This window comes from Bacillus sp. 5B6 (assembly GCF_000259405.1).
In the GTDB taxonomy this organism is placed as follows: Bacteria; Bacillota; Bacilli; order Bacillales; family Bacillaceae; genus Bacillus; species Bacillus velezensis.
Genome location: NZ_AJST01000001.1, coordinates 121,057 through 144,813, shown reverse-complemented (window position 1 = coordinate 144,813; position 23,757 = coordinate 121,057). Strand labels below are relative to the sequence as shown.

22 protein-coding genes are annotated in these 23,757 nt (G+C 47.8%); 5 read left to right on the top strand and 17 right to left on the bottom strand.

Annotated features, from left to right (window positions below; all coding sequences use genetic code 11):
- Positions 1 to 14 precede the first annotated feature (14 nt).
- The 3 genes from cah to MY7_RS00705 all read right to left on the bottom strand — a co-directional run bounded on the left by cah (position 15) and on the right by MY7_RS00705 (position 3,109).
- Positions 15 to 971: a cephalosporin C deacetylase gene (gene cah / locus MY7_RS00715; RefSeq protein WP_007609272.1), complete on the bottom strand. Its 957-nt coding sequence runs from the start codon at positions 969 to 971 to the stop codon at positions 15 to 17.
- Positions 972 to 1,111: 140 nt separating this feature from the next.
- The gene (locus tag MY7_RS00710) at positions 1,112 to 1,672 is read right to left on the bottom strand and encodes a shikimate kinase (protein WP_003156609.1); all 561 of its coding nucleotides are present in this window, start codon (positions 1,670 to 1,672) and stop codon (positions 1,112 to 1,114) included.
- A gap of 126 nt (positions 1,673 to 1,798) precedes the next feature.
- A complete protein-coding gene (locus tag MY7_RS00705; RefSeq protein ID WP_007609271.1) occupies positions 1,799 to 3,109 on the bottom strand; it encodes an MFS transporter in 1,311 nt (436 codons plus the stop codon).
- Positions 3,110 to 3,327: 218 nt separating this feature from the next.
- On the opposite strand from MY7_RS00705, the gene MY7_RS00700 reads away from it, so the two are divergent.
- Positions 3,328 to 4,116 carry a sugar phosphate isomerase/epimerase family protein gene (locus MY7_RS00700; RefSeq protein WP_007609270.1) on the top strand — a complete coding sequence of 263 codons (789 nt, stop codon included), beginning with the start codon at positions 3,328 to 3,330 and terminating at the stop codon, positions 4,114 to 4,116.
- A 130-nt stretch (positions 4,117 to 4,246) separates the two neighbouring features.
- A complete protein-coding gene (locus tag MY7_RS00695; RefSeq protein WP_007609269.1) occupies positions 4,247 to 4,525 on the top strand; it encodes an antimicrobial peptide LCI in 279 nt (92 codons plus the stop codon).
- 50 nt (positions 4,526 to 4,575) lie between these two features.
- On the opposite strand, the gene nadE is transcribed toward MY7_RS00695, so the two are convergent.
- Both nadE and MY7_RS00685 read right to left on the bottom strand, forming a co-directional pair.
- On the bottom strand, positions 4,576 to 5,394 hold the full coding sequence (nadE, locus tag MY7_RS00690) for an ammonia-dependent NAD(+) synthetase (protein ID WP_007609268.1): 819 nt from the start codon (positions 5,392 to 5,394) through the stop codon (positions 4,576 to 4,578).
- A gap of 134 nt (positions 5,395 to 5,528) precedes the next feature.
- Positions 5,529 to 6,125, bottom strand: coding sequence for a DUF1989 domain-containing protein (locus tag MY7_RS00685; RefSeq protein WP_007609267.1), 597 nt, complete (start codon positions 6,123 to 6,125; stop codon positions 5,529 to 5,531).
- A 124-nt stretch (positions 6,126 to 6,249) separates the two neighbouring features.
- Between MY7_RS00685 and MY7_RS00680 the strand changes: the two genes are divergently transcribed.
- On the top strand, positions 6,250 to 7,578 hold the full coding sequence (locus MY7_RS00680) for an amino acid permease (protein ID WP_007609261.1): 1,329 nt from the start codon (positions 6,250 to 6,252) through the stop codon (positions 7,576 to 7,578).
- Position 7,579: 1 nt separating this feature from the next.
- Here MY7_RS00680 and MY7_RS00675 read toward each other — a convergent pair whose 3' ends face one another.
- The 3 genes from MY7_RS00675 to MY7_RS00665 all read right to left on the bottom strand — a co-directional run bounded on the left by MY7_RS00675 (position 7,580) and on the right by MY7_RS00665 (position 9,560).
- Positions 7,580 to 8,341 (bottom strand): YqcI/YcgG family protein, encoded by a 762-nt coding sequence (locus MY7_RS00675; protein WP_007609260.1) that lies wholly within the window; start codon positions 8,339 to 8,341, stop codon positions 7,580 to 7,582.
- 64 nt (positions 8,342 to 8,405) lie between these two features.
- Positions 8,406 to 9,035, bottom strand: coding sequence for a LysE family translocator (locus MY7_RS00670; RefSeq protein WP_003156625.1), 630 nt, complete (start codon positions 9,033 to 9,035; stop codon positions 8,406 to 8,408).
- 63 nt (positions 9,036 to 9,098) lie between these two features.
- Positions 9,099 to 9,560 carry a MarR family transcriptional regulator gene (locus tag MY7_RS00665; RefSeq protein ID WP_003156626.1) on the bottom strand — a complete coding sequence of 154 codons (462 nt, stop codon included), beginning with the start codon at positions 9,558 to 9,560 and terminating at the stop codon, positions 9,099 to 9,101.
- Positions 9,561 to 9,673: 113 nt separating this feature from the next.
- Here MY7_RS00665 and MY7_RS00660 point away from each other — a divergent pair, with 113 nt between their 5' ends.
- Positions 9,674 to 11,206 carry an MDR family MFS transporter gene (locus MY7_RS00660; protein WP_029325715.1) on the top strand — a complete coding sequence of 511 codons (1,533 nt, stop codon included), beginning with the start codon at positions 9,674 to 9,676 and terminating at the stop codon, positions 11,204 to 11,206.
- 41 nt (positions 11,207 to 11,247) lie between these two features.
- Here the strand turns inward: MY7_RS00660 and MY7_RS00655 are convergent, their stop codons facing one another.
- The 4 genes from MY7_RS00655 to MY7_RS00640 all read right to left on the bottom strand — a co-directional run bounded on the left by MY7_RS00655 (position 11,248) and on the right by MY7_RS00640 (position 16,693).
- Positions 11,248 to 12,201: an L-lactate dehydrogenase gene (locus MY7_RS00655; RefSeq protein WP_007609256.1), complete on the bottom strand. Its 954-nt coding sequence runs from the start codon at positions 12,199 to 12,201 to the stop codon at positions 11,248 to 11,250.
- A gap of 269 nt (positions 12,202 to 12,470) precedes the next feature.
- Positions 12,471 to 14,450: an alpha-amylase gene (amyE, locus tag MY7_RS00650; protein ID WP_007609255.1), complete on the bottom strand. Its 1,980-nt coding sequence runs from the start codon at positions 14,448 to 14,450 to the stop codon at positions 12,471 to 12,473.
- Between the two features lie 229 nt (positions 14,451 to 14,679).
- Entirely contained in the window at positions 14,680 to 15,168 is a 489-nt protein-coding gene (locus MY7_RS00645) for a DUF6773 family protein (protein ID WP_007609253.1), read from the bottom strand.
- Positions 15,169 to 15,259: 91 nt separating this feature from the next.
- Complete coding sequence (locus MY7_RS00640; protein ID WP_007609251.1) at positions 15,260 to 16,693, bottom strand: YfcC family protein; 1,434 nt, start codon at positions 16,691 to 16,693, stop codon at positions 15,260 to 15,262.
- Positions 16,694 to 16,826: 133 nt separating this feature from the next.
- Between MY7_RS00640 and MY7_RS00635 the strand changes: the two genes are divergently transcribed.
- On the top strand, positions 16,827 to 17,948 hold the full coding sequence (locus MY7_RS00635) for a M20 peptidase aminoacylase family protein (protein ID WP_007609249.1): 1,122 nt from the start codon (positions 16,827 to 16,829) through the stop codon (positions 17,946 to 17,948).
- 34 nt (positions 17,949 to 17,982) lie between these two features.
- Here MY7_RS00635 and MY7_RS00630 read toward each other — a convergent pair whose 3' ends face one another.
- The 5 genes from MY7_RS00630 to MY7_RS00610 all read right to left on the bottom strand — a co-directional run bounded on the left by MY7_RS00630 (position 17,983) and on the right by MY7_RS00610 (position 23,756).
- Positions 17,983 to 18,864: a glycine betaine ABC transporter substrate-binding protein gene (locus MY7_RS00630; RefSeq protein ID WP_007409051.1), complete on the bottom strand. Its 882-nt coding sequence runs from the start codon at positions 18,862 to 18,864 to the stop codon at positions 17,983 to 17,985.
- Positions 18,864 to 19,712 (bottom strand): glycine/proline betaine ABC transporter permease subunit OpuAB, encoded by an 849-nt coding sequence (gene opuAB, locus MY7_RS00625; protein WP_003156639.1) that lies wholly within the window; start codon positions 19,710 to 19,712, stop codon positions 18,864 to 18,866. The genes MY7_RS00630 and opuAB overlap by 1 nt, the downstream gene beginning before the upstream one ends.
- Positions 19,713 to 20,969, bottom strand: a complete 1,257-nt coding sequence (gene opuAA, locus MY7_RS00620; RefSeq protein WP_003156640.1) for a glycine/proline betaine ABC transporter ATP-binding protein OpuAA — start codon at positions 20,967 to 20,969, stop codon at positions 19,713 to 19,715. It abuts the gene before it with no gap.
- A 381-nt stretch (positions 20,970 to 21,350) separates the two neighbouring features.
- Positions 21,351 to 22,553, bottom strand: a complete 1,203-nt coding sequence (locus MY7_RS00615; RefSeq protein ID WP_007609248.1) for an MFS transporter — start codon at positions 22,551 to 22,553, stop codon at positions 21,351 to 21,353.
- Positions 22,554 to 22,667: 114 nt separating this feature from the next.
- Positions 22,668 to 23,756 (bottom strand): toxic anion resistance protein, encoded by a 1,089-nt coding sequence (locus tag MY7_RS00610; RefSeq protein ID WP_007609246.1) that lies wholly within the window; start codon positions 23,754 to 23,756, stop codon positions 22,668 to 22,670.
- Position 23,757: the final 1 nt, after the last annotated feature.

Here is a 23,757-nt window from a genome sequence, read left to right as displayed (position 1 = left end):
GCTTTTCGCTATCGTCAGCCTTTCAGATGCGCTTTCAGAAAGGCCAGCTTTTCCGTATGGAAAGAAGGTATGTATTCATGTCCGAAATACCGGTAAACCTTCAATTCTTTTTCCGTTTCCAGATGATTGTAAGCGGCAAACACCGTCGACGGCGGAGTCACGCGGTCAATCAGCCCGATGGACATGAGCACCGGAACTTTTACGCGGTCCGCCAGATTCATGATATCAAAATAGGCCAGTGTATTCATCGCGGCCTTCTCCGTTTCAGGGCTGCCGTTCTTTCTGAAAAAGGAGTTAATCTCAAGATACGGCTCATCAAGAGCGACATCAATGGCCCGCTCAAAATTGCTTAAATAAGGATAATCAGCCGCAACCGCTCTCGGAATGTCAGATAGTGCCGCCGCGGCGATTGAAAGTCCGCCTCCCTGGCTCCCGCCGATGACGGCGATCCTCGTTTCATCCACTTCATTAAAGCCGCTGATGACTTCCAAAGCCCGGACGGCGTCTAAGTACACACCGCGGTAATAATATGTATCTTTATCTAAAATCCCTTTCGTCATCCAGCCGGGAACGTGTCCGTGCGGTGAGACGCCTGTATCTGTGCTGCTGTGCTGACCGCGGACAAGCATGCCGAATGCGGCATATCCGTGTAGCGCCCAATTTACGATGTCATGTATATCCCCGTCATAGCTCGCGTTATAGCCGTGATATTTCACGATGGCCGGATGCGGTCCTTGCCGGTCAGGAACGGCGTACCATCCCTCAATTTCCGCCTTGCCGAAGCTTCGGTATGTCAGCCGGAATACTTTCACGCCGTCAGCCGGGTAGCTTTCAGCCTTCAATTCAGGCTTTGCCTCTTCCTTTGCAAGCTCATGTAATGATGATGCCCAAAAATCCGAAAAGTCATGAGGAGCGGTTTTATTTGGTTTATAGGTTTGCAGTTGGTCGAGCGGCAAGTCGTATAATTGCATATCCGATTATTCTCCTTTGTTTTATAAGATTTAATTTTCTGACTCTATCTTAACACGATTTTACACTCATTTTCTAAACATTTTAATAAACGTTTGTTTAAAAACAAAAAAGCCGTGCGCTCACAGCGTCACGGCTCTTTTTACATCGGCTGATACAGGTCCCAGCCGATTTTTAACGTTTCTACGATATAATCGGCTATTTCTTCTGGTTCCAGATTATCCGTCGCCACTTTTGAATTATGTTTATCATAGATGCTTTGGCGCTCGTTAAAGAGCTGCTGCATTTCATCCATGGAACGGTTATGCAGAACGGGACGGCTTTCAATCAGCAGATCAGCCCGCTGCTTCCAATTCTCCCATGATAAATCAAGATGGAGCACGAGACAGTTTTCAAGGCAGCACTGCCTGATTTCCTCTTGTTTAAACGAACCGCCCCCAAGAGACACGATCTTGAATTTCGTATTGCGGCAGATATCTAATATATAATCCTTTTCGGTCTGACGGAAAAAGGCTTCACCTTTTTTCTCAAACATTTCAGGGATGGACATATTGAAATCTTTCTCAATCTGCAGGTCAATATCAATGAAGTCTCTGTATAATTTCTTAGCGACCAGCTGGCCGATTGTTGTCTTTCCGACACCCATGAATCCGATCAGTACGATATTTCTTTCTCTTACGGGAATGGCACGTTTTGCGTTCATCTTCGGCGAAATCCTCCTAAGAAATGAAAAAGTTATGTTTATTATATGATAACTCAATATTGAAATATAGAGATAATGCAATGAAAGAAAACCCATCCTTTATTAAGAAGAGATGAGTTTTTCTTTCTATCGGAGCGTAATGCGTTCCACCTTTCCGACAATGAAAATATAAGAAAATGCCCCGATAAATGCGACAGCGCCGACAAACAGAATCGCTCCGTTATATGAACCGGTCGCAGAAACGATAAACCCGATGATAAGCGGGGTGATAATACCGGCCATATTGGCGAAAAAGTTAAACACGCCTCCTGCCAATCCGATTGTCTCGCTTGGCGCCACCTCACTCAGCATCGTCCAGGAAATATTGGACATGCCCTGCGCAAAAGAAGCAATGGATAAGATCGTCAAAACCGCAGGAGCAGAATCCGTAACATTCGCGAGCACGATGGAGCCTGTCAGCAGAAGACCGAGGATGACGGGCGTTTTCCGGGCAACGTTCACCGACACGCCCCGTTTCATCATTCCGTCAGACCAATATCCGCCGAACAATACGCCGAAAAAGGCGGCGATATACGGAATTGATGCGGCGAAGCCGACTTTTAAAAAAGCCATGTGCTTTGCCTCCGCCAGATAAGTCGGAAACCATGTCAAAAAGAAGAACAGCGTGGAGGCTACGGCGAACTGGCCGATATACAAGCCGACAAGCTTGCGGTATTTAAGAAGCTGGACGAAATCCGGCCACGTGATCCTGCCGGCTGATTCTGACACCTCTGTCAGTCCGCCGCCTTCTCTAATATAATCAAGCTCCTCCCGGTTCACTTTCCGGCACCGATTCGGCTCGTGATACATTTTGAACCAGAAAATGGAGAAAACAAGCCCGAGCACCCCTGAGGAAATAAAGACGGCGCGCCAGTCAAATGCCGTTAACACCCAGAATAAAACCGGTGTGGCGAACGCCAGCCCCACATATTCCCCCGCCGTATAAGCACCCGTCGCAAAGGCGCGTTCCCGCCTTGGAAACCATGTCGTGACAATCCGGTTGTTTGCCGGAAACGCAGGCGATTCAGCCAGCCCGATAATCAGGCGGCAGCCGAATAAAAATCCGAAACTGGCCGCAAAAGCCTGCACTCCGGTGAAAACCGACCAGATCAATAAAGAAACGCCGTACGTCCGTTTTGACCCGAATTTGTCCAAAATGAGCCCGCCGGGAATCTGCATTCCCGTATAGGTCCAGCTGAATGCGGAAAAGACGACGCCCAAAAGCGCGGGGCTTATGTTCAGCGATGTCTGAATGGACGGGGCGGCGATGGATACACTGGCACGGTCTATATAATTAATCGCAGTGATAAAAAACAAAAGAATCAGTATCACATAACGAGCGCGAGTCGGTTTATTGCGGACGGGACTGAAGTCCGTCAGCTCCGTTTCATTTTTCAATGGCTTCTCCCCCTTACTCGAATGAAATTAATTGTACAACACTTCGGTCAATTATTTAATACTTTGACGCAAAAAAGCGCTAAACAATTTGTGTGCTGCACTGACCTGATGCAGACACACCCCGCTTATAAAAAAGTGTCTGCCCTTTTCACCTGTTTATCCGTATCGCACCCGGGGAAAAAGTACACATATGATAGACAGTTACGGGAGGATTACCGATGAAACTGAGTTTTTGCACGACAGGGTTTAAAAAAAAGCATATTTTCGACGTCATTTCTTTCGCGAAGGAGCACTCCTTTAACGGAATCGAACTGTGGTACGGACACGCTAAACAATATATAGAGGAAATCGGCCCGCTCGACAGGCTTGATCAGCAGCTTCAGGAGGAAGGCATCGGGGTGCCTGCCGTCAGTTTGTACACTGACTTCGCCACTCAGGATGAAAGGCAGGCGTTAAAGGATGTTCAAAGGGCATTAAGCGCGGCACGACAGCTGCACAGTCCCTTGATCAGAGTCTTTGCCGGCAATCTTCCTTCGCATCGGACATCACCGGAAAAGTGGCAGCGTGCGGTTGATCAATTTCAGCAGGCGGCACGGCTCGCAGATGACTATGAAGTCGATATCGGGCTTGAGATTCATTACGATACGTACGCGGATACACCAGAGGCGGCGCTGGCATTTTTGGAGGATGTCGGACATCCGCGGGTCCGCACCATTTTTGACGGCTCCAACCTACACGTCAATCACGTTGACCAAATGTCCGCTTTAGAAAAACTGTATCATACCGTCAGCCACATTCATCTGAAAAACTATCACTGGAATTTTGACAACTGGTATCTCAGCAAGCCGGTGTCTGTTCTGCAAGGCGATTTACGGCAGGAACCCTTTCTGAAAGAACTGTTGAACAGGCACTACGGCGGATTCGTGTCACTCGAATACTTCGGTCATCATGCTGAAGCGCATATGAAAGAATCTCTGAATGAGATCAGGCACTGCTTTAAGAAATAAAAAACATCCCTTCAGAAGGGATGTTTTTTCAAATTAAGAAAAAAATTTTAGAAACACTGGAGGAATTTTATGGATAATTGTATAATTATTAACAGTGTAATACATTTCATTTGAAAAGGGAGTGCTCGAAATGAAATTTAAAAAAGTGTTAACCGGTTCTGCGCTGTCTCTTGCCTTACTGATGTCTGCCGCTCCTGCCTTTGCCGCATCACCAACAGCATCCGTGGAAAATAGCCCAATCTCAACGAAAGCAGATGCCGGCATTAATGCCATCAAGCTCGTTCAAAGTCCTAACGGCAACTTCGCTGCTTCTTTCGTTTTAGATGGAACAAAGTGGATTTTCAAAAGCAAATACTATGACAGCAGCAAAGGGTATTGGGTAGGGATTTATGAAAGTGTAGATAAATAAAAATGCGATAAACAAAAAACCTCCCTTTCAAAAGGGAGGTTTTTTTCATTCTATTTCCACCAATCATCAAACATCGATGCCGGCACCTGGCGCTTGTGCTCCGTACTGAGGTAGCGTTTTTCCAGCGCCTCAATCACTTCGGAAGAAACGTCCTTGCCTTCTAAATAATCATCAATGTCATTGTATGTGATGCCGAGTTCGGTCTCATCAGTCTGCTGCGGTTTTTCATCGAGCAGATCGGCCGTCGGTAATTTCAAATACAGGCGTTCCGCCGCGCCGAGCTCTTCTAATAAACGTCTGCCCTGGCGTTTCGTTAATCCGGTCAGCGGCAGCAGATCAGCTCCGCCGTCACCGTATTTCGTGAAGAAACCGGTCACCGCCTCGGCCGCATGGTCGGTTCCGATGACAAGCAGCCCCTCTTGTCCGCCGATGGCATATTGAGCGATCATTCTCATTCTGGCCTTTACATTTCCTTTGTTAAAGTCAGACAGCTGATCGCCCGTGTCTTTTTTGTACTGATCGGCGAACGCGCTGACAGCGGACTTAATATCAAATGTCCATGATTTATCAGGTTTAATGAATTTGAGCGCCAATTGGGCGTCATCCTCATCCTGCTGTGTGCCGTGCGGAAGCCGGACGGCGATAAATTCCGCATTTCCGCCTTCTTCTCTGATGCTCTCAGCCGCCAATTGGGCGAGGCGTCCCGCAAGCGTGGAATCCTGCCCCCCGCTGATGCCGAGCACAAAGCCTTTGGCACCTGTTTTTTTCAAATATTGTTTCAGAAAGTTCACTCTGTCCTCAATTTCTTGTTTCGGATCAATTGAGGGCTTTACATGGAGATCATTCATAATTTGTTTCTGGATGCTCATCCCAATCACTCCTCCTGCATTGTTTCTTTATGATCCATTTCCCGTTCATGCTGAAAATGAATCATGCCACTATGTAAGACTCTTTGTTAAATATAGCACAGGTGCGGATTTTAAGTGAATCAAATACACCGGGATCAGCTGATTTCCACCCGCAGCGCCGTGATGCTGTCGCCGTTGCATTTTCCTTTTTCGATCGGACAGGATGAAAACGCGACGACGAGATCCATTTCCGCACGGAGCCGTACATAATCACCCGCGTCAGAAAGAGGCGTTTCGACTGATAAGTTCCCTCTCTCATCGAGCACCGTGTTCATAAAGATGGCGAATGGGTAATGCATATGCGGCCGCGGCACCCCGAACGGTTTAAGCGCCCCGCTCATATTGTCATAGCACGTATCCTGGAGCTCGTCTTTATGCTTTCCGTATAAAAGCCTGTTCATATCCGGACGGCAGGCGGGAAGCAGCAGGTCATGCTTGCCGACTGTATCCTCAATCAGCGTCAGCATCGGCTTGTATAAATTCGAATAAATATGATCACCCGTTTTTACATGAATGGACTGGTTGGCATCAATCGTCGCGCCCTGATCAAGATGTTCATAAAAGTCCTTGGCATGGTACGCCGTGAAGTCAGCCACCTGCTGCCCTTCCACATCGACTACTTTTATAATCTGCCCTTTGTGAACCTTCAGGCCGAGCCCTTTTTTCGGCGGTACGATAAATTGCTGTGTCATCAGACTGCTCCTTTTTTTCTTCTATTATGAACTCCGGCCGTTTGTTTCATGTAAAGCAATTTATTGGATGTATATTCCCCTTCTGACGGCCGCAATCTAAGCTTTGATAAAGGGGTTGAACTTCATGGGTAAATCACAGGACCAGCCTAAAGGAAATCTCGCTTGGTGGCAGCTCTCCTTAATCGGCGTCGGCTGCACAATCGGGACGGGCTTTTTTCTCGGGTCCAGTATCGCTATTGTCAAAAGCGGATATTCCGCGCTGATCTCATTTCTTATTGCCGGGCTTGGCACCTATTTTGTCTTTGAGCAGCTCGCGAAGCTTTCGGCTAAACAGCCCGAAAAGGGGTCTTTTTGCGCTTATGCGAGAAAGGCTTTCGGCACTTGGGCCGGTTTCAGCAACGGATGGGTGTACTGGTCGTCCGAGATGCTGATCACGGGAAGCCAGCTGACAGCGATCTCGCTGTTTACGAAGCATTGGTTTCCGAATGTGCCGCTGTGGATTTTCGCCTCCATCTATGCGGTGCTCGGTCTTTTGATTATATTTACGGGGCTGTCCGTTTTTCAAAAAACGGAAAATGTGCTCGCTGTTGTCAAGACGGCGGCGATTTTTATGTTTATCGTGATCGCCATATTGGCGCTGTGCGGTATATTTTCTCATAAACCGGATGTGCAGGTGCCGAACGAATCAAAGGATTTGTTCCCGCACGGAGCGATGGGGTTATGGACGGGGCTGATTTATGCGTTTTACGCCTTCGGAGGAATTGAAGTCTTGGGGCTGATGACCGTACACTTGAAAAAACCGGAGGAAGCCTCAAAATCAGGCCGGCTGATGCTTGCCGTACTTGCGGTGATTTACGTCATTTCTCTCGGCCTGGCGCTGCTGTTAGTGCCGCTGGGCAAATTCACCGAGCAGGACAGCCCGTTTATTACATCGCTGAAGGGTTTTCATTTAGATATCATTCTTGATATTTTTAACGGTATTTTTATTATTGCGGGATTTTCCACGCTCGTCGCCTCGCTGTTTGCCGTGACGACATTGCTTTGTACAATGGCCGATGACGGGGATGCGCCGAAATGCTTCAGGTTAAAGGAAAACAAAAAAATCTGCTGGCCTGCGCTCGGATTGACGTTTGCCGGACTCATCGTCTCCATCATCCTGTCATTGGTGCTGCCGAAAAATATATATGAACACATGACAACCGCGGCGGGCCTCATGCTTCTTTATACGTGGCTGTTCATTTTGTTCTCGGGCAAGAAACTGCTCGAAACGACAAAGATGGGAACCGCACAGATTTTTATCGCCCTTGTGCTGATTGTCGCGGCCGTCTCCGGGACGCTGTTTGAGAAATCGAGCCGGCCCGGTTTTCTGGTCAGCCTTTGTTTTCTCGCCGTCATTGCGATCGTGACATGGATCGTACAAAAAAAGCAGGGACACAGCCCTGCCGGATCATAGCTTATTTCGTCGGTTTAAACAGTCTCTTCAAATAAGAAAAGGGACACTTTGACACTTGCGTCTCATCATCACGGAGGAAATATTGCTTCCATTCTAAATTGTCTTTTCCTCCGTACCACCCCAATCGGGGATGAAGAGGGGCTTCATCATACGCCTCTAAGCGTTTTCTGATCAGCCGGCTCATGTTTCGTCCGAACGCGGTTGAATCATTTAATCCTTCGAAAACCCATCTCGGCTGAAACGCCAGCATAAAAAACGGGAAGCTTCTGCTTTGTCTCGCTTCATGCGCAGGCGTCGCGCACAGAATAAAATACGGCTCGCCGTCAAAGCAGAACTCCCATTTATAATGTTCAGGGTCTTCCGGCATGTCTTCCGGCCAGTCATTCGGGTCGCAGGCGCTCAGCCGGTTTAAAAAAGACCAGAACAGCTCTTCATACGCCTCAATGGAATAATGCTCAGCTAAATCCTCAGGCGTATCAAAAATCACAAGCAGCGACGCGTATCTTCCGGTATCCCTTGAGATCTTTCCGTACTCGGACAGCAGCACCCCCACTTCCTCCGGGGTTCCGTCTTCGCGGGGATCACCCGCAAAGGATATACGGAGCTGATCTGTCAAAAATCCCTGACGTCCGGGAATGCACGGAAACGTATCCGCTTTATCGCCTACTTTTTCTGATAGAAGCTCAAAAGCGATTCTCTGCCAATTTGGCAGATCCAACACCTTTTCCTCAAGGCAACTTTTTGTGTACAGCCCGCTTGCCATCGGCCCACCTCCAGTATCGTCATGATACGTTATGATGGAGATAGGCGATGGGTGACTCTTCTATTTATGAGATGAGCATTTGAATCCCCTGCCATCCGAAATAAAACCCGAAAACGATCAAAGACACACCCGCCGCTCCCGTCAGCCAGCGGAGCGCTGTTTCATGAAGGAGATTTCTGAAAGTGCTCGCGGCGACCGCCATGCAGAAATCCCAGATCAAAATGCCGAGAAGAATGCCGGAGCTGTAAATCAAAAGCTGATTTGCATCGAAGGATTCAGCGGTTTTGGCGAGAATGCTCCCGTATATGCCGAGCCAGAATAAAATGCTCAGCGGATTGGAAAGAGAAATAAAAAATCCCGCGCCGAATGTTTTGTAAAAAGCCGGTTTTCCTTTTCCGCTTCTGACATTCATCGCTTCCCTTATATTTTTTAACGTTTCGACTCCCGTATAGGTCAGCACGAAAAAACCGAAGAGCCACAAAAACGTTTTTACAAAAGGAGCGGTCAAAAATTGAGACAGCCCGAAATAGATCAGAATCATATACAGCCCGTCCGCGGCCATGGCGCCAAGACCGAAAATCCATGCATGCCAAAAGCCGTTTTTGATGCCTTTGTCAATTTGCGCCGCATTGACCGGGCCGACAGGTGCTGACAATGACAGCCCGAGAACGATGTAGCTTAAAAAGATGTTCATTGGCTTCCCCCTCATTCATGCAACTTGTACAAGTTATTCATGAATGGGCCGTGCTATGATATATTATTTTAATTTCTCAAGCTCGTCTTCCATCATGTCCGTCGCTTTTCCTAAAAAATCGAATATCAGCCGCAGTTCTTCTTCTTTATATTGCCGGCAAAGGCTGATCGTGGACTGGGATAAGGAGCTGAACAATTGCTTCACATTCGCTTTTCCGGCTGTCAGCGGCACGATGATCACCCGCCGTTTGTCTTCGGGGTCTTTTTTCCTCATGACATATCCCGCTTTTTCGAGCCGGTCAATGAGCGCCGTTACCGAACCTGTGCTGAGGCCGGTTTTTTTCCCCAGCTCGCCTGCGGTCATCGGGCCTGCTTCATTTAAGATATCAGCTGATTTTAAATCGGTCGGAAACAGACCGAGAGATTGAGCGGCCGCCTGATGAAAAAGGATCGTCCTTGTGGCCATCTTCCGGAATAACTGTATCGCGGTTTCCTCCGTCTCGCTTCTGGTATTTCTTGTTGACAACTGACAGGCCTCCCTATAAAATCAATTTATCTTGACGATCAAGATAATTTTCGGCAAATCTAATATGATCATAGCAAATTTAATGATCAAAAGTAAGTATGGGAGGAAAAAGCATGGAACAAACAGCCGCGAAGGACGCCTCGACGAAGTTTGTCGTCATCGGTCTTTTACTGGGCATTTTAATGTCGGCTATGGATAATACAATCGTTGCCACTGCGATGGGAAATATCGTGGCGGACCTCGGAAGTTTCGATAAGTTCGCGTGGGTGACGGCATCATATATGGTAGCCGTTATGGCCGGTATGCCGATTTACGGAAAACTGTCCGATATGTACGGACGCAAACGTTTCTTTTTATTCGGTCTTATTCTTTTCTTAATCGGATCTGCATTATGCGGAATCGCCCAAACAATGGATCAGCTCATTATTTACCGCGTCATTCAGGGAATCGGCGGAGGCGCGCTGATGCCGATCGCCTTCACGATCATTTTTGATTTATTTCCGCCGGAAAAACGCGGAAAAATGTCGGGCATGTTCGGTGCCGTTTTCGGCCTGTCCAGCGTTCTCGGACCGCTTTTAGGCGCGCTCATTACCGACTCCATCAGCTGGCACTGGGTGTTTTACATCAACGTGCCGATCGGTATTTTATCATTGTTTTTCATTCTTCGTTATTATAAAGAATCCCTTGAACACAGGAAGCAGAAAATCGACTGGGCCGGCGCGATTACGCTGGTGGTTTCCATTGTCGGTCTGATGTTCGCTCTTGAGCTCGGCGGAAAAACGTATGATTGGAACTCCGTGCAGATCATCGGTCTGTTCGCTGTGTTCGCCGTGTTCTTTATCGCCTTTTTTATTGTGGAAAGAAAAGCGGAAGAACCGATTATCTCATTTTGGATGTTTAAAAACCGTTTATTTGCCACGGCACAGATTCTGGCGTTCCTTTACGGAGCCACGTTCGTCATTTTAGCGGTGTTTATCCCGATCTTCGTTCAGGCTGTGTACGGAAGCACCGCGACAAGCGCAGGCTTTATTTTGACGCCGATGATGATCGGTTCTGTTATCGGAAGTATGATCGGCGGAATTTTCCAGACGAAAGTACAGTTCCGCAATTTAATGCTGATTTCCGTGGTCGCTTTCTTTATCGGAATGCTGCTGCTTTCCAATATGACACCGGATACGGCGCGTACAATGCTGACGGTATTCATGCTGATCTCAGGATTCGGCGTCGGCTTCAACTTCTCACTGCTGCCGGCCGCGTCCATGAACGATCTGGAGCCGCGTTATCGCGGAAGCGCCAACTCAACAAACTCGTTTTTGAGATCATTCGGTATGACGCTCGGTGTGACGATTTTCGGCACCATCCAGACGAATGTGTTTACCAATAAGCTCACAGATTCATTCAGCGGCATGAAAGGAGCGGGCGGCGCGATGCAGAACATCGGAAATCCGCAGGACATTTTCCAGGCCGGCACGCGCGCTCATATTCCGCCGCACATTCTGGATCGCATTATTGACGCCATGTCGCAAAGCATCACATATGTATTTACGCTTGCGCTGGCGCCGATCGTCATTGCGGCCGTTACCATTTTGTTTATGGGAAAAGCGAGAGTAAAAACCTCTCAGGAAATGGCGAAAAAAGCGAATTAAAAAAAGCAGTACATGGCGTTTGTCATGTACTGCTTTTTTATTTACCCAGCGAAATGCGGAGCGAGAATATCTTTCAGCACGTTTGCGCTGCGGCTGAATTGAGCCTGTTCTGTTTCATTCAGCTCAAGTTCCGTCACACCTGCGATACCGTTCCGATTGACGACGGCCGGAACGCCGATAAAGACGTCGTTTACACCGTATTGGCCGTCCAGATATGTGCTGACGGTTAAAATGCTGTTTTCATTACGCAAAATCGCTTTTGTGATGCGGGCGAGGCTCATCGCCACTCCGTAATATGTCGCGCCTTTTTTCTCGATAATATGGTAGGCCGCGTTTTTCACATCATCAACGATCTGATCCAGCTCGTCCTGTTTGTAAGCTGCATTTTTCTCCAGCAATTGCTGCACCGGCACTCCGCCGATATTGGCGTGACTCCATACAGGAAGCTCGGTATCGCCGTGCTCGCCGATAATGTGGGCGTGTACGTTTTGCGGAGCGGCTCCGAAGTATTCGCTCAGCATATAACGGAATCGCGCAGAATCCAGTGTCGTGCCGCTGCCGATGACGCGTTCTTTCGGCAAGCCGCTGAATGTCCAAGTCGCATAAGTGAGAATGTCGACCGGGTTTGTGGCAACGAGGAAGATGCCGTCAAATCCGCTTGCCATTACTTCACCGACAATACTTTTAAAAATGGCGAGATTTTTTTCGACCAGCTCAAGTCTCGTTTCGCCCGGTTTTTGATTGGCCCCTGCACAGATGCACACGATATCGGCATCCTTGCAATCCTCATATGTGCCGTAAGACGTTTTGACCGGATGAGGCGCAAATGCCTTTCCGTGATTTAAATCCATGACATCTCCCATGGCTTTTTCTCTATTTACATCAATGATCACAAGCTCATCTGTGATCCCTTGGTTAATTAACGCAAATGCATAACTGCTTCCAACAAAACCTGCTCCGATTAATGCTACTTTGTTCACTCGTTCGTTCATCATGTATGCTCATCCTCCAGTGTTTCGTGGTGTCTGTTTTCAACTTGTGAAGTATTTCACATTTATATTGTGCAATACTTCACAAACTTTTGCAAGAGAAAAGTTTGATTTTTGGATAAAAAAATATCGGTGATGGTTTCCAGATTGTTGACAACATCCTAAAACGGAACCGTTTTAGGATGTTGTCATCTTTTCAGCGTGATTGAAGACGCGCTGTCCCTTTCCCAGAAGCGGGGTTTGCCGGCACGCTGATGTGATGATGGCCCTATCCATTAATGCGGAAGATAACCATTCAAACCGGAGTTGTTATACAAACCATTCTGCACATAATCAAAGCCGGGCTGGTTCTGTCCGGGCACTTGGGCGCTGCCATTGTTAAAAATCACTTTGGCGTTGGCCGTATCCGCATTCTCAGGCAGCGTCAGCGTGTACATTCCATCTGCATTCTTAGTCATGGCTTTCCCCGGCCACGATCCGGTTAATTCTATCGCCCTGCCTCCATCATGTTTATAGATATAAGCATTTACCTGGCCCCAATGATCCGGATTTTGATAGCCAATGATGTTGGTTTGGGACGGGTCTTTTTTGACAAACGTGTATTCTTGGGTTCTCGCTGCACCCTCGCCGTTCGTTCCGGTTAACTTGATGTTGTATGTCGTGCCGATTGGATCTCCTTTCCCGATCGTTAATCGGTCCCCATCCTTAAATGCTGTCTGCTGCCCATTATTGATTTGGTAAACGGCTTTTGTTGTTTTCGCATTTGCACGCAGGGTGACCGTCAGCTGATCATTGAAAGAATGGACTGCCCCCGTTTGGTAATTCTCAAGGAAGACATGAGGCGCATTTCCAATGTCGTCAGGATAAAGAACAGCCGCGGATCTGGCATTGATCGTACCTGTCAGTTTGCCGTTCGCTACTTGAAATGAACCGGCGCCGGCCCTATTATCATACCTGCCGTCAGGTAATTTCGTTGAAGTATTGATGGTGACAGAAGACGAGCCTGCATTTGCCAGCACAACGCCTTTTGAGCCGCGCTGATTCATAAATATTTGATTGTTCCCATTCGGATTCGAGAGTTCCTCGGGCTGCCCGGCCATTTCATTGTGAAATTGATTGACCGCAGTGATCGCCTGATCTTTAAATAAGGCGCTCCCGCGATCTCCTATTTGACTTTTTCCGGGAAATCTTACACCATTTCCTCCGCCCTCAGGTCTGGAAAAGAAAAGAGGCGTGCTTCCTGAGCGGGAACCAATCACTGCCCAGCCTAAACGAATATCGTCATCACTCATCCATGTGGACTCTTCATCATCATTGGCATACGTATCATGTGATTCCACCCATGTGACTAACTTGTCCGCAGACACGTCAGATGCATAATGGGAGATATTCGACACACTCAGATTACGGTTCTTTAAAGCGGATCTGATGGAATGCCCATAGTTAGAAGCCGTCACATTCATATAATTCGCATAAGCAGTATCTCTGGACGCGCTGTCTTGCAGGATTTCTCCGTATTGGAACTCCGCCGATGTATTTGTGATATTCGGCCAAAATTGGCTGCCGTAATTCCCATCATCCGGAAGCTCTATATGTTTGGCGGCATCATAGCGGAACCCGTCTGCTCCGTCATTCAATGCTCTTTCCAAGAAACGTTTCAGATAGGCCTGCACCTCAGTGTTCTGTGTATTCCAATCATACAGCCCAAGCAATGAATTTTGAGTGACGTCCCATCGATCCGACCAATTTTTAATTTGTGTGTTCCCGTGGGTCCAGTTTGGAATACGCTTAATCTCGTCAGAAATCGCGGCATAATCGCTGGTGGTATGATTGATAACCGCATCAACAATGACTTTTACGCCATACTTTTCCGCGGCTGCACACATGTTCTTAAATTCTTGTTCAGTGCCTAAGTAACGGTTGCCGATTTGGTACGATGTCGGCTGATACAGCCAGTACCAGTTCCTCATGCTTTTATCTCCTTGGTTCCCTTCCTTTACTTGGTTAATCGGGGACGTCTGAATGGCTGCATAGCCCGTATCACGAATCTCTTTCATATTTTGTGTTAACGTATTGAACGACCAATTCCAAGCATGAAGGATGGTCCCGTTTTTGACCGATGACGCGGCCACCTCATTCGATTTGTTTGCAGTTTCAGCGTTTGCAGCCGCCGGGCCTGACAAAACCAAATGAAACAGCAATAAAAATCCGGCGAATAACGGCAGTAAAGAGGTTTTGAATCGTTTTTCAAACATTTTTGACACTCCTTATTTCATTTTTGAAGACTGACTGCGGAGTCAAAAATTCCTCTTACTCTTTCTTCAGCTCCTTTCAACTGTTGTGAAGACTGGAGAATTCTGTTAACGCTTACATTTCAACTTATCACACTCTCTCTATCAAAGCAACGTGACAGAGTGAATTCAAATCTATATTCCTATCAATTAAAAAGACTTCCCGCTTTCAAACAAAAAAAGAAACCACCTGTCAAGATGATTTCTTTTTTATTTCTTTTATCGCTCTTCTGTAAGACAGCTTCACAATGACATACCGAAGCAGAAACAGAATGCCTCCGCAGACGATAAAAAGAAAGATCATTTTCAGCCAAGCAAAGAATGTATGGGGAAACCCCCTGTCGTACATCGTAAGCGCCGCTACCGCAAAAGTGACCGCAATTGAATCTATCCGCTGCTGCTTCACCCGCTTTTGCAGTTCTTCTTTGGTGTCTATTCTCGGCATGAGCATTCCCGACGCTCCCGCCCTGATACAATAATAAACAATTATAATGAAGAAAACCGCCAAGCTACCGGCCCATTCCCTAAACGGACAGTTCAGAACAAGTCCGCGTACGATGATGTCAAGCAAAGACAGTGTGCCCACAAGCATTCCGACTTCTGACCAAATCATTCGTTCTTTCTCTTTCACACTCTCACTCTTTCCATTCACGTTTGAAAGTCTGTTCCGACGCTGATTCATGACTTCCTCCCGTACTATTAAGAATGGCTTACAACTCCCATTATATCTTGCCGATTCATAATGATAAACCGAAATATCATTGACAAAAATGTTAATAAGGACCCCAATTGATCAGGACGCCTATGCAGATAAACACAAGGCCGATGACAAACCAAATCAGCGCCAGCGGAATCATGAAGCGAAGCCACTTTACGTACGGAATGCCGCTGGCAGCCAGTACGGCCATCAGCACGCCGGAAGTCGGATTGACACAGTTTACGACGCCTTCCCCAAGCATAACCGCTTCAACCGCGACCTGTCTCGTGATACCCATCAGATCGGCAAGCGGCGCCAAGATCGGAATAAATACGACCGCCTCCCCTGAGCCCGATGAAATCAGAAAATGAAGCAGGGCGCTGGAAATATACATTCCGATGGCGCCTGCCATCGGGCTGAAACCGTGCAGCAGTGACGCAAGGCCATTGACTACCGTATCAAGCAGCTTTCCGTGTTCCAGGATAACGGAAATGCTTCTCGCCATTCCGACGATCAGCGCACCATAAACGAGCCCCTGACAGCCTGTAATAAACGTTTTTGCGATATCATTTGCCGCCATTCCCGCAATCAGGCCGGACACGATTGAGATAAAAATGAACACGGCGGCCATCTCTGAATCAGACCAGCCAAGAGTAAGCGCGCCGTATAAAAAGCCGGCAAGCGACAAAGCCGCAACAGCCAGAATCAATTTATGGCGGACGGTAAACGGGACATGCTTGTCCTCCGGCTCAGAAACCTGCGGGAGTGAACCTGCCGCCGGAAACCAATCGTTCCCAAGCAGACTGGCGTCCTTTGCTTTTCTGAGTTTTCTCGTATACCGATAAATATATAAAATAGATGATAACAGAAAACAAATGTAGACGGCAATCCGCAGGCCGATACCGGAAAACAGCGGCAGCTCCGCGATGCTTTGTGATAACCCGAGCGGTGAAGGTGATAAAATCGTCGCGTTAAACCCGGCATAGCAGCCGATATAAATGACGGCCGCTCCGGCCACGGCGTCCCATTTCAGCGAGCGGGCGACGATCAGGCCGATCGGAATAAAACCGATCACAGAATTAACGACGATGCCGGTTGTGCCGAGGATCGAAAATAGAGATCCGACAATCGCAATAAACAGCAGCTGTTTTGTTCGGAACGTACTGATGACATTACTGATCAATCCATTGATGGCGCCCGTTTTCTCCAAAATCGCAATGGTGCCGCCCGTAAACAGGATTAAAAAAATGATCGGCGCGGAACTTGTCATCCCTTCCTGAATCGCGGTGAAAAAAGCGATCGGGCTGACAGGAGACTGGTCTAAAGAATGATAGCTTCCCGGGACGGCGGACGTCACACTGCCCTTTGTCACCCTGTCAAATTCTCCCGCGGGAACGATGTACGACGCTATCGCGCATAGTAAAGCGACAATGAACAGCAGCACATAAGCATCAGGCATCACAAACAATTTCTTCTTTTTCAATACAGGTTCGGCCTTCGGTACAGCCATACCATCACCATCCCGCTTTAAATTTATAAACTATTCAGAAAATACAGATATGTGCTATATTATATACAGACCGATTGCCTGTTTTCAATATCAAAAATAAAAAACAGACAGCTTTTGAAGGAGGACTTACGGCATGAACAGACTCACAGCGCATGAAAAGCAAGACATTATGGATATTTTTGACCACCTGCACGCCAATCCCGAAGTAAGCTGGAAAGAATATCAAACAACTGAATATCTGACTGAAAAACTGAAAGAGGCCGGCTGCCGGACCCGCACGTTTGATGATTGTACCGGTGTTGTCGGCGAAATCGGAGAAGGCTCGCCCGTTGTGGCTGTCCGGGCGGATATTGACGCGCTGTGGCAGGAAGTGGACGGTGTCTTTCAGGCGAACCATTCATGCGGACATGATTCACATATGACGATGGCGCTCGGTACGATGATGCTTTTAAAGAGTCAGCCGAAACTTCCGAAGGGCACCATCCGCTTTATTTTTCAGCCGGCTGAAGAAAAAGGCGGCGGAGCGCTGAAAATGATTGAAAAAGGCGTACTGGATGATGTTGACTTCTTATACGGCGTGCACGTGCGCCCCGTACAGGAAACGGCAAACGGCCGATGCGCACCGTCCATTCTGCATGGCTCAAGCCAGCATATAGAAGGACTGATTATCGGAGAAGAAGCCCACGGCGCGAGACCGCATCTCGGCCTTAACAGTATCGAAATCGCCGCTCTTCTCGTCCAAAAACTCAGCTTCATTCATCTTGATCCCGGCATCCCGCATTCCGTGAAGATGACAAAGCTTCAGGCAGGCGGAGAGAGTTCCAATATCATTCCGGGAAAAGCATCGTTCAGCCTTGATCTCCGCGCACAAACCAATGCCGCCATGGAGAAATTAACCGCCGAAACCGAAAGAGCCTGTGAAGCGGCGGCTGCCGCATTCGGCGCAAAAATCGAACTGCAAAAAGAACACAGCCTCCCGGCAGCCGAGCGAAACAAGGAGGCGGAAGCCATCATGGCATCTGCGATCAGCAGCATTCTCGGAGAAGAACATGTGGATGAACCTCTTGTGACAACCGGAGGAGAGGATTTTCATTTTTACGGGTTAAAGGTGCCGAACTTGAAAACGACGATGCTCGGCCTAGGATGCGGTCTGGAGCCGGGACTTCACCATCCCCAAATGACATTTGACCGAAGCGCCATCTTTACTGGCGTTGAGATATTAACGGCCGCCGTCCTCAGATCGTTTGAAGCATAAAAAAAGCAGCCCGTTACAGGGCTGCTTTTCTTCATTACTTCTTCAGATCTTCAATTGAATTGACGTTTTTCATGTACTGAGGAACGACCAGACCCATCTTGACGCCTGTCAGACTCGTTCCTACATCTTCATATTTGCCTTTATATTTAGACGCATATGCCTTATGGGTATTCGGAAGCCAAGCAGACAATGACGCATCCGCGCTGCCTGTCGCAATCGCAGTCCACATCGGTCCTGCCTCCACTTGCGTCAGCTTCACGTCATAGCCGAGGTCTTGAAATACTTTTCCGATTACATTCGTACTTGCAATTTCACTGTCCCATGCCACATAAGCCAGGTTGATTTTATCCCCTTTAACTTTATGGGCGCCTTTTGTCCATTGAGCCACTTGGTCTTTGTGTTTTTTCACATATTCAGCAGCGGCTTTGGCCGGCTTTTCGCCTTCCTCAACGGCAATCATGACTTCTCCCATATCGTCCTGCGTCCATTTGAACTGGCTGAGAACTTTGGCCGCGTTAGGCTGTTCCTTACTGAAGCCGGTTCTTGTAATCGTATGAATCTGCTCGGCAGTTCCGTACGTTTTTTTCGGATCATCAAGGAACTTCAGCTTGTATCTGGAGAACATCCAGTGCGGCGTCCAGCCCGTTACGATGATCGGCTTTTTCCGGTCATATGATTTCTTCAATGTCGCCGTCATGGCAGCACTTGACGCCGTGACGACATTCCAGTCTTTCAACCCGTAATCCTTCACGGCCTCATCCGTCAGGGCCATGATCCCCGATCCCGGATCAATACCGATAATGGTTTTGTTCACCTGGTCCGCAGCCGTTGCCTTACCATCAGTCTGCGAACCGCAGGCAGCCAAAGAAAGAGCCAGCGCAGCGGTAACGCCGACACCGATGATTTTCTTAAGCATCAGGCATTCCCCCTGCTCTTCTTCTTCACTTTAATGTTTTGCGTGATACGGTCGAGTGTAATCGCTACGATGACGATCGCGATACCCGCTTCCACTCCGACACCGGTTTTCAACTGTGTCACGGCGCTGTATACTTCAGAACCGAGGCCCGGCGCACCGACCATGGCCGCGATAACGACCATTGACAAAGCAAGCATGATACTTTGGTTAATACCGGCAAGAATTGTTTTTGTGGCAAGCGGAAGCTGCACCTTGAACAGACGCTGAGACGTCGTTGAACCGAATGCTTCCGTCGCTTCAATCAGATCAGCCGGAACCTGTTTAATACCGAGAACCGTCATGCGGATCGTCGGAGGCATCGCGAAAATAACAGATGCCACGACGCCTGGCACAACCCCGATATTAAAGAAGAAAATTGCAGGCAGCAGATATACGAAAGCCGGCATGGTCTGCATTAAATCCAGAATCGGTGTAACAATTCGGCGGACCGTTTCTTTCTGAGACGCCCATATGCCGATCGGAACCCCGATAATAATGGAAATCAAAACAGATGTGACGACAAGCGCCAACGTTTGCAGCATCGGCGACCAATAACCCAAATAATCAATAACAAGGAATCCGATTAACGTAAAGAGTGCAATTCCTCTCGTACTGATCCACCAAGCGAGAGCTGCAAAAATAACAGTCAATAAAATAGACGGGATGAAACCCAAACCGCTCACAATCGCGTTTACGAAAGCGGCCAAACCGTTTGAGATTCCGTCAAAGAAACCTCCGAACGTCATGGTAAGCCAGTCAACAAACCGGTCAACGATATCTGCTAACGGAATTCTAGGCAATCTGTCCATTTACTTCACCCCCTGAACAGAAGAATCCTGAGCTTGTTCAGCAGAATCTTCAACATTTATATAATCGTTATTTCCTGAAAGCGCGCCGATTAATGCGCCTTTCACGACAATGCCTTTCATGCGGTCCTTATCGTCCGTGACGGCGATCGGAATATTCGCATCAGACACGACATCGAAAATTTCCGTCAAGTACGTGCTTTCATGCACAGTCGTAAATTCAGTATTTAGAATATCCTGAAGCGATAAGTCGGATTCCACCGCTTTTTTCGCATCCGCCGCGTGAATGACGCCGAGAAGCTGTTTCTGTTTATCAACGGCGTAAATAGAAGAAATACCGAGATTCTTCATGAGCTGCAGCGCTACACGAGGCCCTTTGTCAATCCGCACGGTTTCAGCGCGCTTCATGATGTGGCCCGCTGTCAGAACTTTGGATAAATCAACGTCCTCAACGAATTTCTCAACGTATTCATTGGACGGGCTCATCAGAATTTCTTCAGGCGTCCCGATCTGAACGATGTTACCGTCTTTCATCAGCACGATTCTGTCGCCGATGCGCAATGCTTCATCAAGATCATGCGTGATGAAGATGATCGTCTTGCCGACAGAGTCATGCAGGTCTAAAAGTTCATCCTGCATATCTTTGCGGATCAGCGGATCAAGCGCACTGAAAGCTTCATCCATCAGAAGAATATCAGGATCATTCGTCAATGCGCGCGCAAGTCCGACACGCTGCTGCATTCCTCCGCTGAGCTGATCTGGGAATTGGTGTTCAAAGCCTTCAAGACCGACAAGTTTAAGCGAATCAAGCGCTTTTTGCTCACGCTCTTTTTTGTCGACGCCTTGGAGCTCTAAACCGTATTCCGTATTTTCAAGAATCGTTCTGTGCGGAAACAGTGCAAATTTTTGAAAGACCATGCTGATTTTTTTCCGGCGCACTTCCCGGAGCTGGTCTTTTGACATATTTGTTATCATGTCACCATCAATATAAATATTCCCGGCAGTCGGTTCAATAAGCCGGTTTAACAGCCGAACTAAAGTTGATTTACCGCTCCCCGATAGACCCATGATGACAAATATCTCCCCATCATATACATCAAAGTTTGCTTGATTGACACCAACGGTTGATCCGGTCGCTTTCAGGATCTCTTTTTTGTTTTTTCCGCTGGACAGCATCTGAATGGCTTTTTTTGTCTGTTTTCCGAAAACCTTAGATACATTTTCGACTTTTATCTTAATTGGTTTCTCATCCAAATTCATATTTTCCCTCCATAATAAGCAATCTTTAATACCGTAACACGTTTGTAATAAGTCAAACAAACATCATAATCCCTTTTTATTTTGTATCATTACTTTAAAAACATCCCTGTGTCTTATTTTCCTCTGGTATGCTTCTAAATACTCTCTAATCCTCCTTATTGAGGATAAATTATAAAGGAAATCGGGCTTTTATCAGGCTTGAGAACGTTTCCATCGAATGTGCTGCAAACTGATTTCCTATCCTTTTTTTACAAATACAAGAATTTTTTTGCGACATTGTCCCGGAAAAAGAAGTTTTCGCCTCCCGAAAATAAGGAATATTAAGGAAAAATATAGGTCTGTCAACAGACAGCTCACTGAAAAAGCACCCCAAAAGGGTGCTCATTGCGCAAGCTCTGTCTGTTTCGTTTCTTTTCCGAGAATAAGAATGGTGATGACGGCAATCAGGATGGCCGCACAAAAGACGGCGAAAATCACTGTAAACGAAACGTTCCGGGCTGCAAGCGATCCAACGAGAAGAGGGCCGAAAATGCCGCCGATTCTGCCGACGGCCGCCGTTGTGCCGGAACCGGTCGCACGGATTGACGCAGGATACTGCTCCGGTGTATAGGCGTAAAGCACGCCCCATGCGCCGAGATTGAAGAAGGACAGAAGCATGCCCGCTGTGAGCAGCATGGCCAATGAATCCGCGGCACCGAAGAAATAAGCGCTGCCCGCCGTTCCGAGCAAATAGATGACTAAGACGGTCTTCCGCCCCGCTTTTTCGATCAGCCACGCCGCAGAGAAATATCCGGGAAGCTGGGCAAGTGTCATCAGAAGGACGTATTCGAAGCTCTCAATCATGCTGTAGCCTTTCATCAGCATCACGCTCGGCAGCCATAAAAACATGCCGTAATAAGAAAAGACGACGCAGAACCAAACGACAGACAGCAGCACCGTCGGCCGAATATACGGTTTCGTCCAGACACTTCCCGCCTGCCCGCGTATGCTTTTTTTCTGCGGCAATGCCTGATGCGCCGGTGATTCCGGAAGGCTTTTCCGCAAGTACAGCGCATAAAACGCGGCCAGCGCCGTTAAGAGCAGCGCGGCCTGCCAGCCGAATGACGGTATGACAAAGTAGGAAATCACCGCCGCAAGAAGCCAGCCCGCGGCCCAAAAGCTCTCAAGCAGCACGATGATCCGTCCCCGCTTTTCGGGAGGGGACGCTTCTGACACGAGCGTTGAGGCGACAGGCAGTTCCCCGCCAAGCCCCATTCCGATCAGAAAACGCAATATGAGAAAAACCGTCAATCCCGTTGCGAAAGCGGATATGCCGCTTCCGACAGAAAAGAATAACAGCGTGATCATAAACACTTTTTTCCGGCCGATCCTGTCGGCCAGCATTCCGAATACAAAGGCGCCCGCTGCCATACCGATGGAATTGACGCTCCCGATCCATTTCATTTGATCGGGTGTTAAATTCCAATCAGTGTGAAGCGCGGCGATAATAAACGATAAAATTCCGACATCCATCGCATCAAACAGCCAGCCCATTCCGGCAATCGCCAGAAGTTTTCGCGGAGTGACGGCAGGTTGTTTGTTCATAAGCAGCACCTCAAATCGAAAATGATTACCGTATAAGTTTACACCTGTCTTTACAGATTGTCATTACCTTTTTCGCAAAAAAATCCCGCTTGCCGTAAGCAAGCGGGGTGTGTGTTAATTCTTTAAGACTGCGTTTTTAATATTATCCTGAAGCTGTTGAATCCGTTTCGCGCCGTCTTCTCTGATACGTCTGTTCTCTTCCTCGATCTGTTTCGTTTCCTGCATCCCGCTGACAATCGTATTCCAAGACGTTTCAATCGTCTCAATATCAATGCTCGGACGGCCTGCCATACGGGCAATCTCCACGCTTTGGTTTGAGATGTTTTCAGCGTTGCGCTTCAGCATTTCATTCGTGCGGCGGTCCAGCTCGCTCATTGAATCAGCCACAAGCTTTTGCCGTTTGACTGTGACAGCCTGAATGATGCCGTTTTTGAAAATCGGAATCGTAATGACGAAAGCGGAATTGATTTTCCCGATGAGCTTCGTATTCCCGCGCTGAAGGAGGCGGATCTGAGGCGCCGTTTGCAGCGCCACCATCCGCGCCATATCTAAATCATACACACGCTCCTCAAGCGCCTGAAGCCCGTCACGCAGCGTATCAAGCTGCATTTGCGCAAGCTGGTTTCCGCCGGCCGCTTTTTCTTCATAAGAAGGAATGAGCGCCTGCATTTCCTCAAGCTTCATCTGCCCGGCAACGACATACTTTTCAAGCTCCATGTAATAGTTAATATTGTTTTCATACATCTCTTCAAGCGTATGGTTCGTCTTTGCCATTTCATCTTTGTATTTTGAAATTTCGACGTGGATTTTTTCAATTTCTCCGCCCAGGGTGCGGTACTTTTGAAAAATCTTTTCAATCATGCTGTTGCCGCGTTTGAACATTTTAGCGAGAAATCCTTTTGGTTCATCGAAATCATTTTTGTCGAAACGATCCATGATTTTTCCGAGCTGTGTCAGCATTGTGCCTGAATCTGTGACACTTGTTGTTTTCATCATATTTAAGATGCGGTCGGAGAACTTCGAGATTTCAACTGCCGGTTCTTTTCCGTACTCCAGCAGCTCCATTTGGTTTTTCACGTCAATCTGCTGCGAAATGCGCTGCACCTCAGGGTCTTGGCGCAGCTGCACTCTGATGTCATCTGCTTTTTGTTCAGAAATCTCTTCATTTTTATCAAGAACAAGCGGATTTTGATTTTCTGTCATG

Bases quoted from the DNA above. Each gene is read 5' to 3' on its own strand.
- cah (WP_007609272.1), bottom strand. From the start codon at position 971: ATGCAATTATACGACTTGCCGCTCGACCAACTGCAAACCTATAAACCA.
- MY7_RS00710 (WP_003156609.1), bottom strand. From the start codon at position 1,672: ATGAACGCAAAACGTGCCATTCCCGTAAGAGAAAGAAATATCGTACTG.
- MY7_RS00700 (WP_007609270.1), top strand. From the start codon at position 3,328: ATGAAACTGAGTTTTTGCACGACAGGGTTTAAAAAAAAGCATATTTTC.
- MY7_RS00695 (WP_007609269.1), top strand. From the start codon at position 4,247: ATGAAATTTAAAAAAGTGTTAACCGGTTCTGCGCTGTCTCTTGCCTTA.
- nadE (WP_007609268.1), bottom strand. From the start codon at position 5,394: ATGAGCATCCAGAAACAAATTATGAATGATCTCCATGTAAAGCCCTCA.
- MY7_RS00685 (WP_007609267.1), bottom strand. From the start codon at position 6,125: ATGACACAGCAATTTATCGTACCGCCGAAAAAAGGGCTCGGCCTGAAG.
- MY7_RS00680 (WP_007609261.1), top strand. From the start codon at position 6,250: ATGGGTAAATCACAGGACCAGCCTAAAGGAAATCTCGCTTGGTGGCAG.
- MY7_RS00675 (WP_007609260.1), bottom strand. From the start codon at position 8,341: ATGGCAAGCGGGCTGTACACAAAAAGTTGCCTTGAGGAAAAGGTGTTG.
- MY7_RS00670 (WP_003156625.1), bottom strand. From the start codon at position 9,035: ATGAACATCTTTTTAAGCTACATCGTTCTCGGGCTGTCATTGTCAGCA.
- MY7_RS00660 (WP_029325715.1), top strand. From the start codon at position 9,674: ATGGAACAAACAGCCGCGAAGGACGCCTCGACGAAGTTTGTCGTCATC.
- MY7_RS00655 (WP_007609256.1), bottom strand. From the start codon at position 12,201: ATGATGAACGAACGAGTGAACAAAGTAGCATTAATCGGAGCAGGTTTT.
- amyE (WP_007609255.1), bottom strand. From the start codon at position 14,450: ATGTTTGAAAAACGATTCAAAACCTCTTTACTGCCGTTATTCGCCGGA.
- MY7_RS00645 (WP_007609253.1), bottom strand. From the start codon at position 15,168: ATGAATCAGCGTCGGAACAGACTTTCAAACGTGAATGGAAAGAGTGAG.
- MY7_RS00640 (WP_007609251.1), bottom strand. From the start codon at position 16,693: ATGGCTGTACCGAAGGCCGAACCTGTATTGAAAAAGAAGAAATTGTTT.
- MY7_RS00635 (WP_007609249.1), top strand. From the start codon at position 16,827: ATGAACAGACTCACAGCGCATGAAAAGCAAGACATTATGGATATTTTT.
- MY7_RS00630 (WP_007409051.1), bottom strand. From the start codon at position 18,864: ATGCTTAAGAAAATCATCGGTGTCGGCGTTACCGCTGCGCTGGCTCTT.
- opuAB (WP_003156639.1), bottom strand. From the start codon at position 19,712: ATGGACAGATTGCCTAGAATTCCGTTAGCAGATATCGTTGACCGGTTT.
- opuAA (WP_003156640.1), bottom strand. From the start codon at position 20,969: ATGAATTTGGATGAGAAACCAATTAAGATAAAAGTCGAAAATGTATCT.
- MY7_RS00615 (WP_007609248.1), bottom strand. From the start codon at position 22,553: ATGAACAAACAACCTGCCGTCACTCCGCGAAAACTTCTGGCGATTGCC.
- MY7_RS00610 (WP_007609246.1), bottom strand. From the start codon at position 23,756: ATGACAGAAAATCAAAATCCGCTTGTTCTTGATAAAAATGAAGAGATT.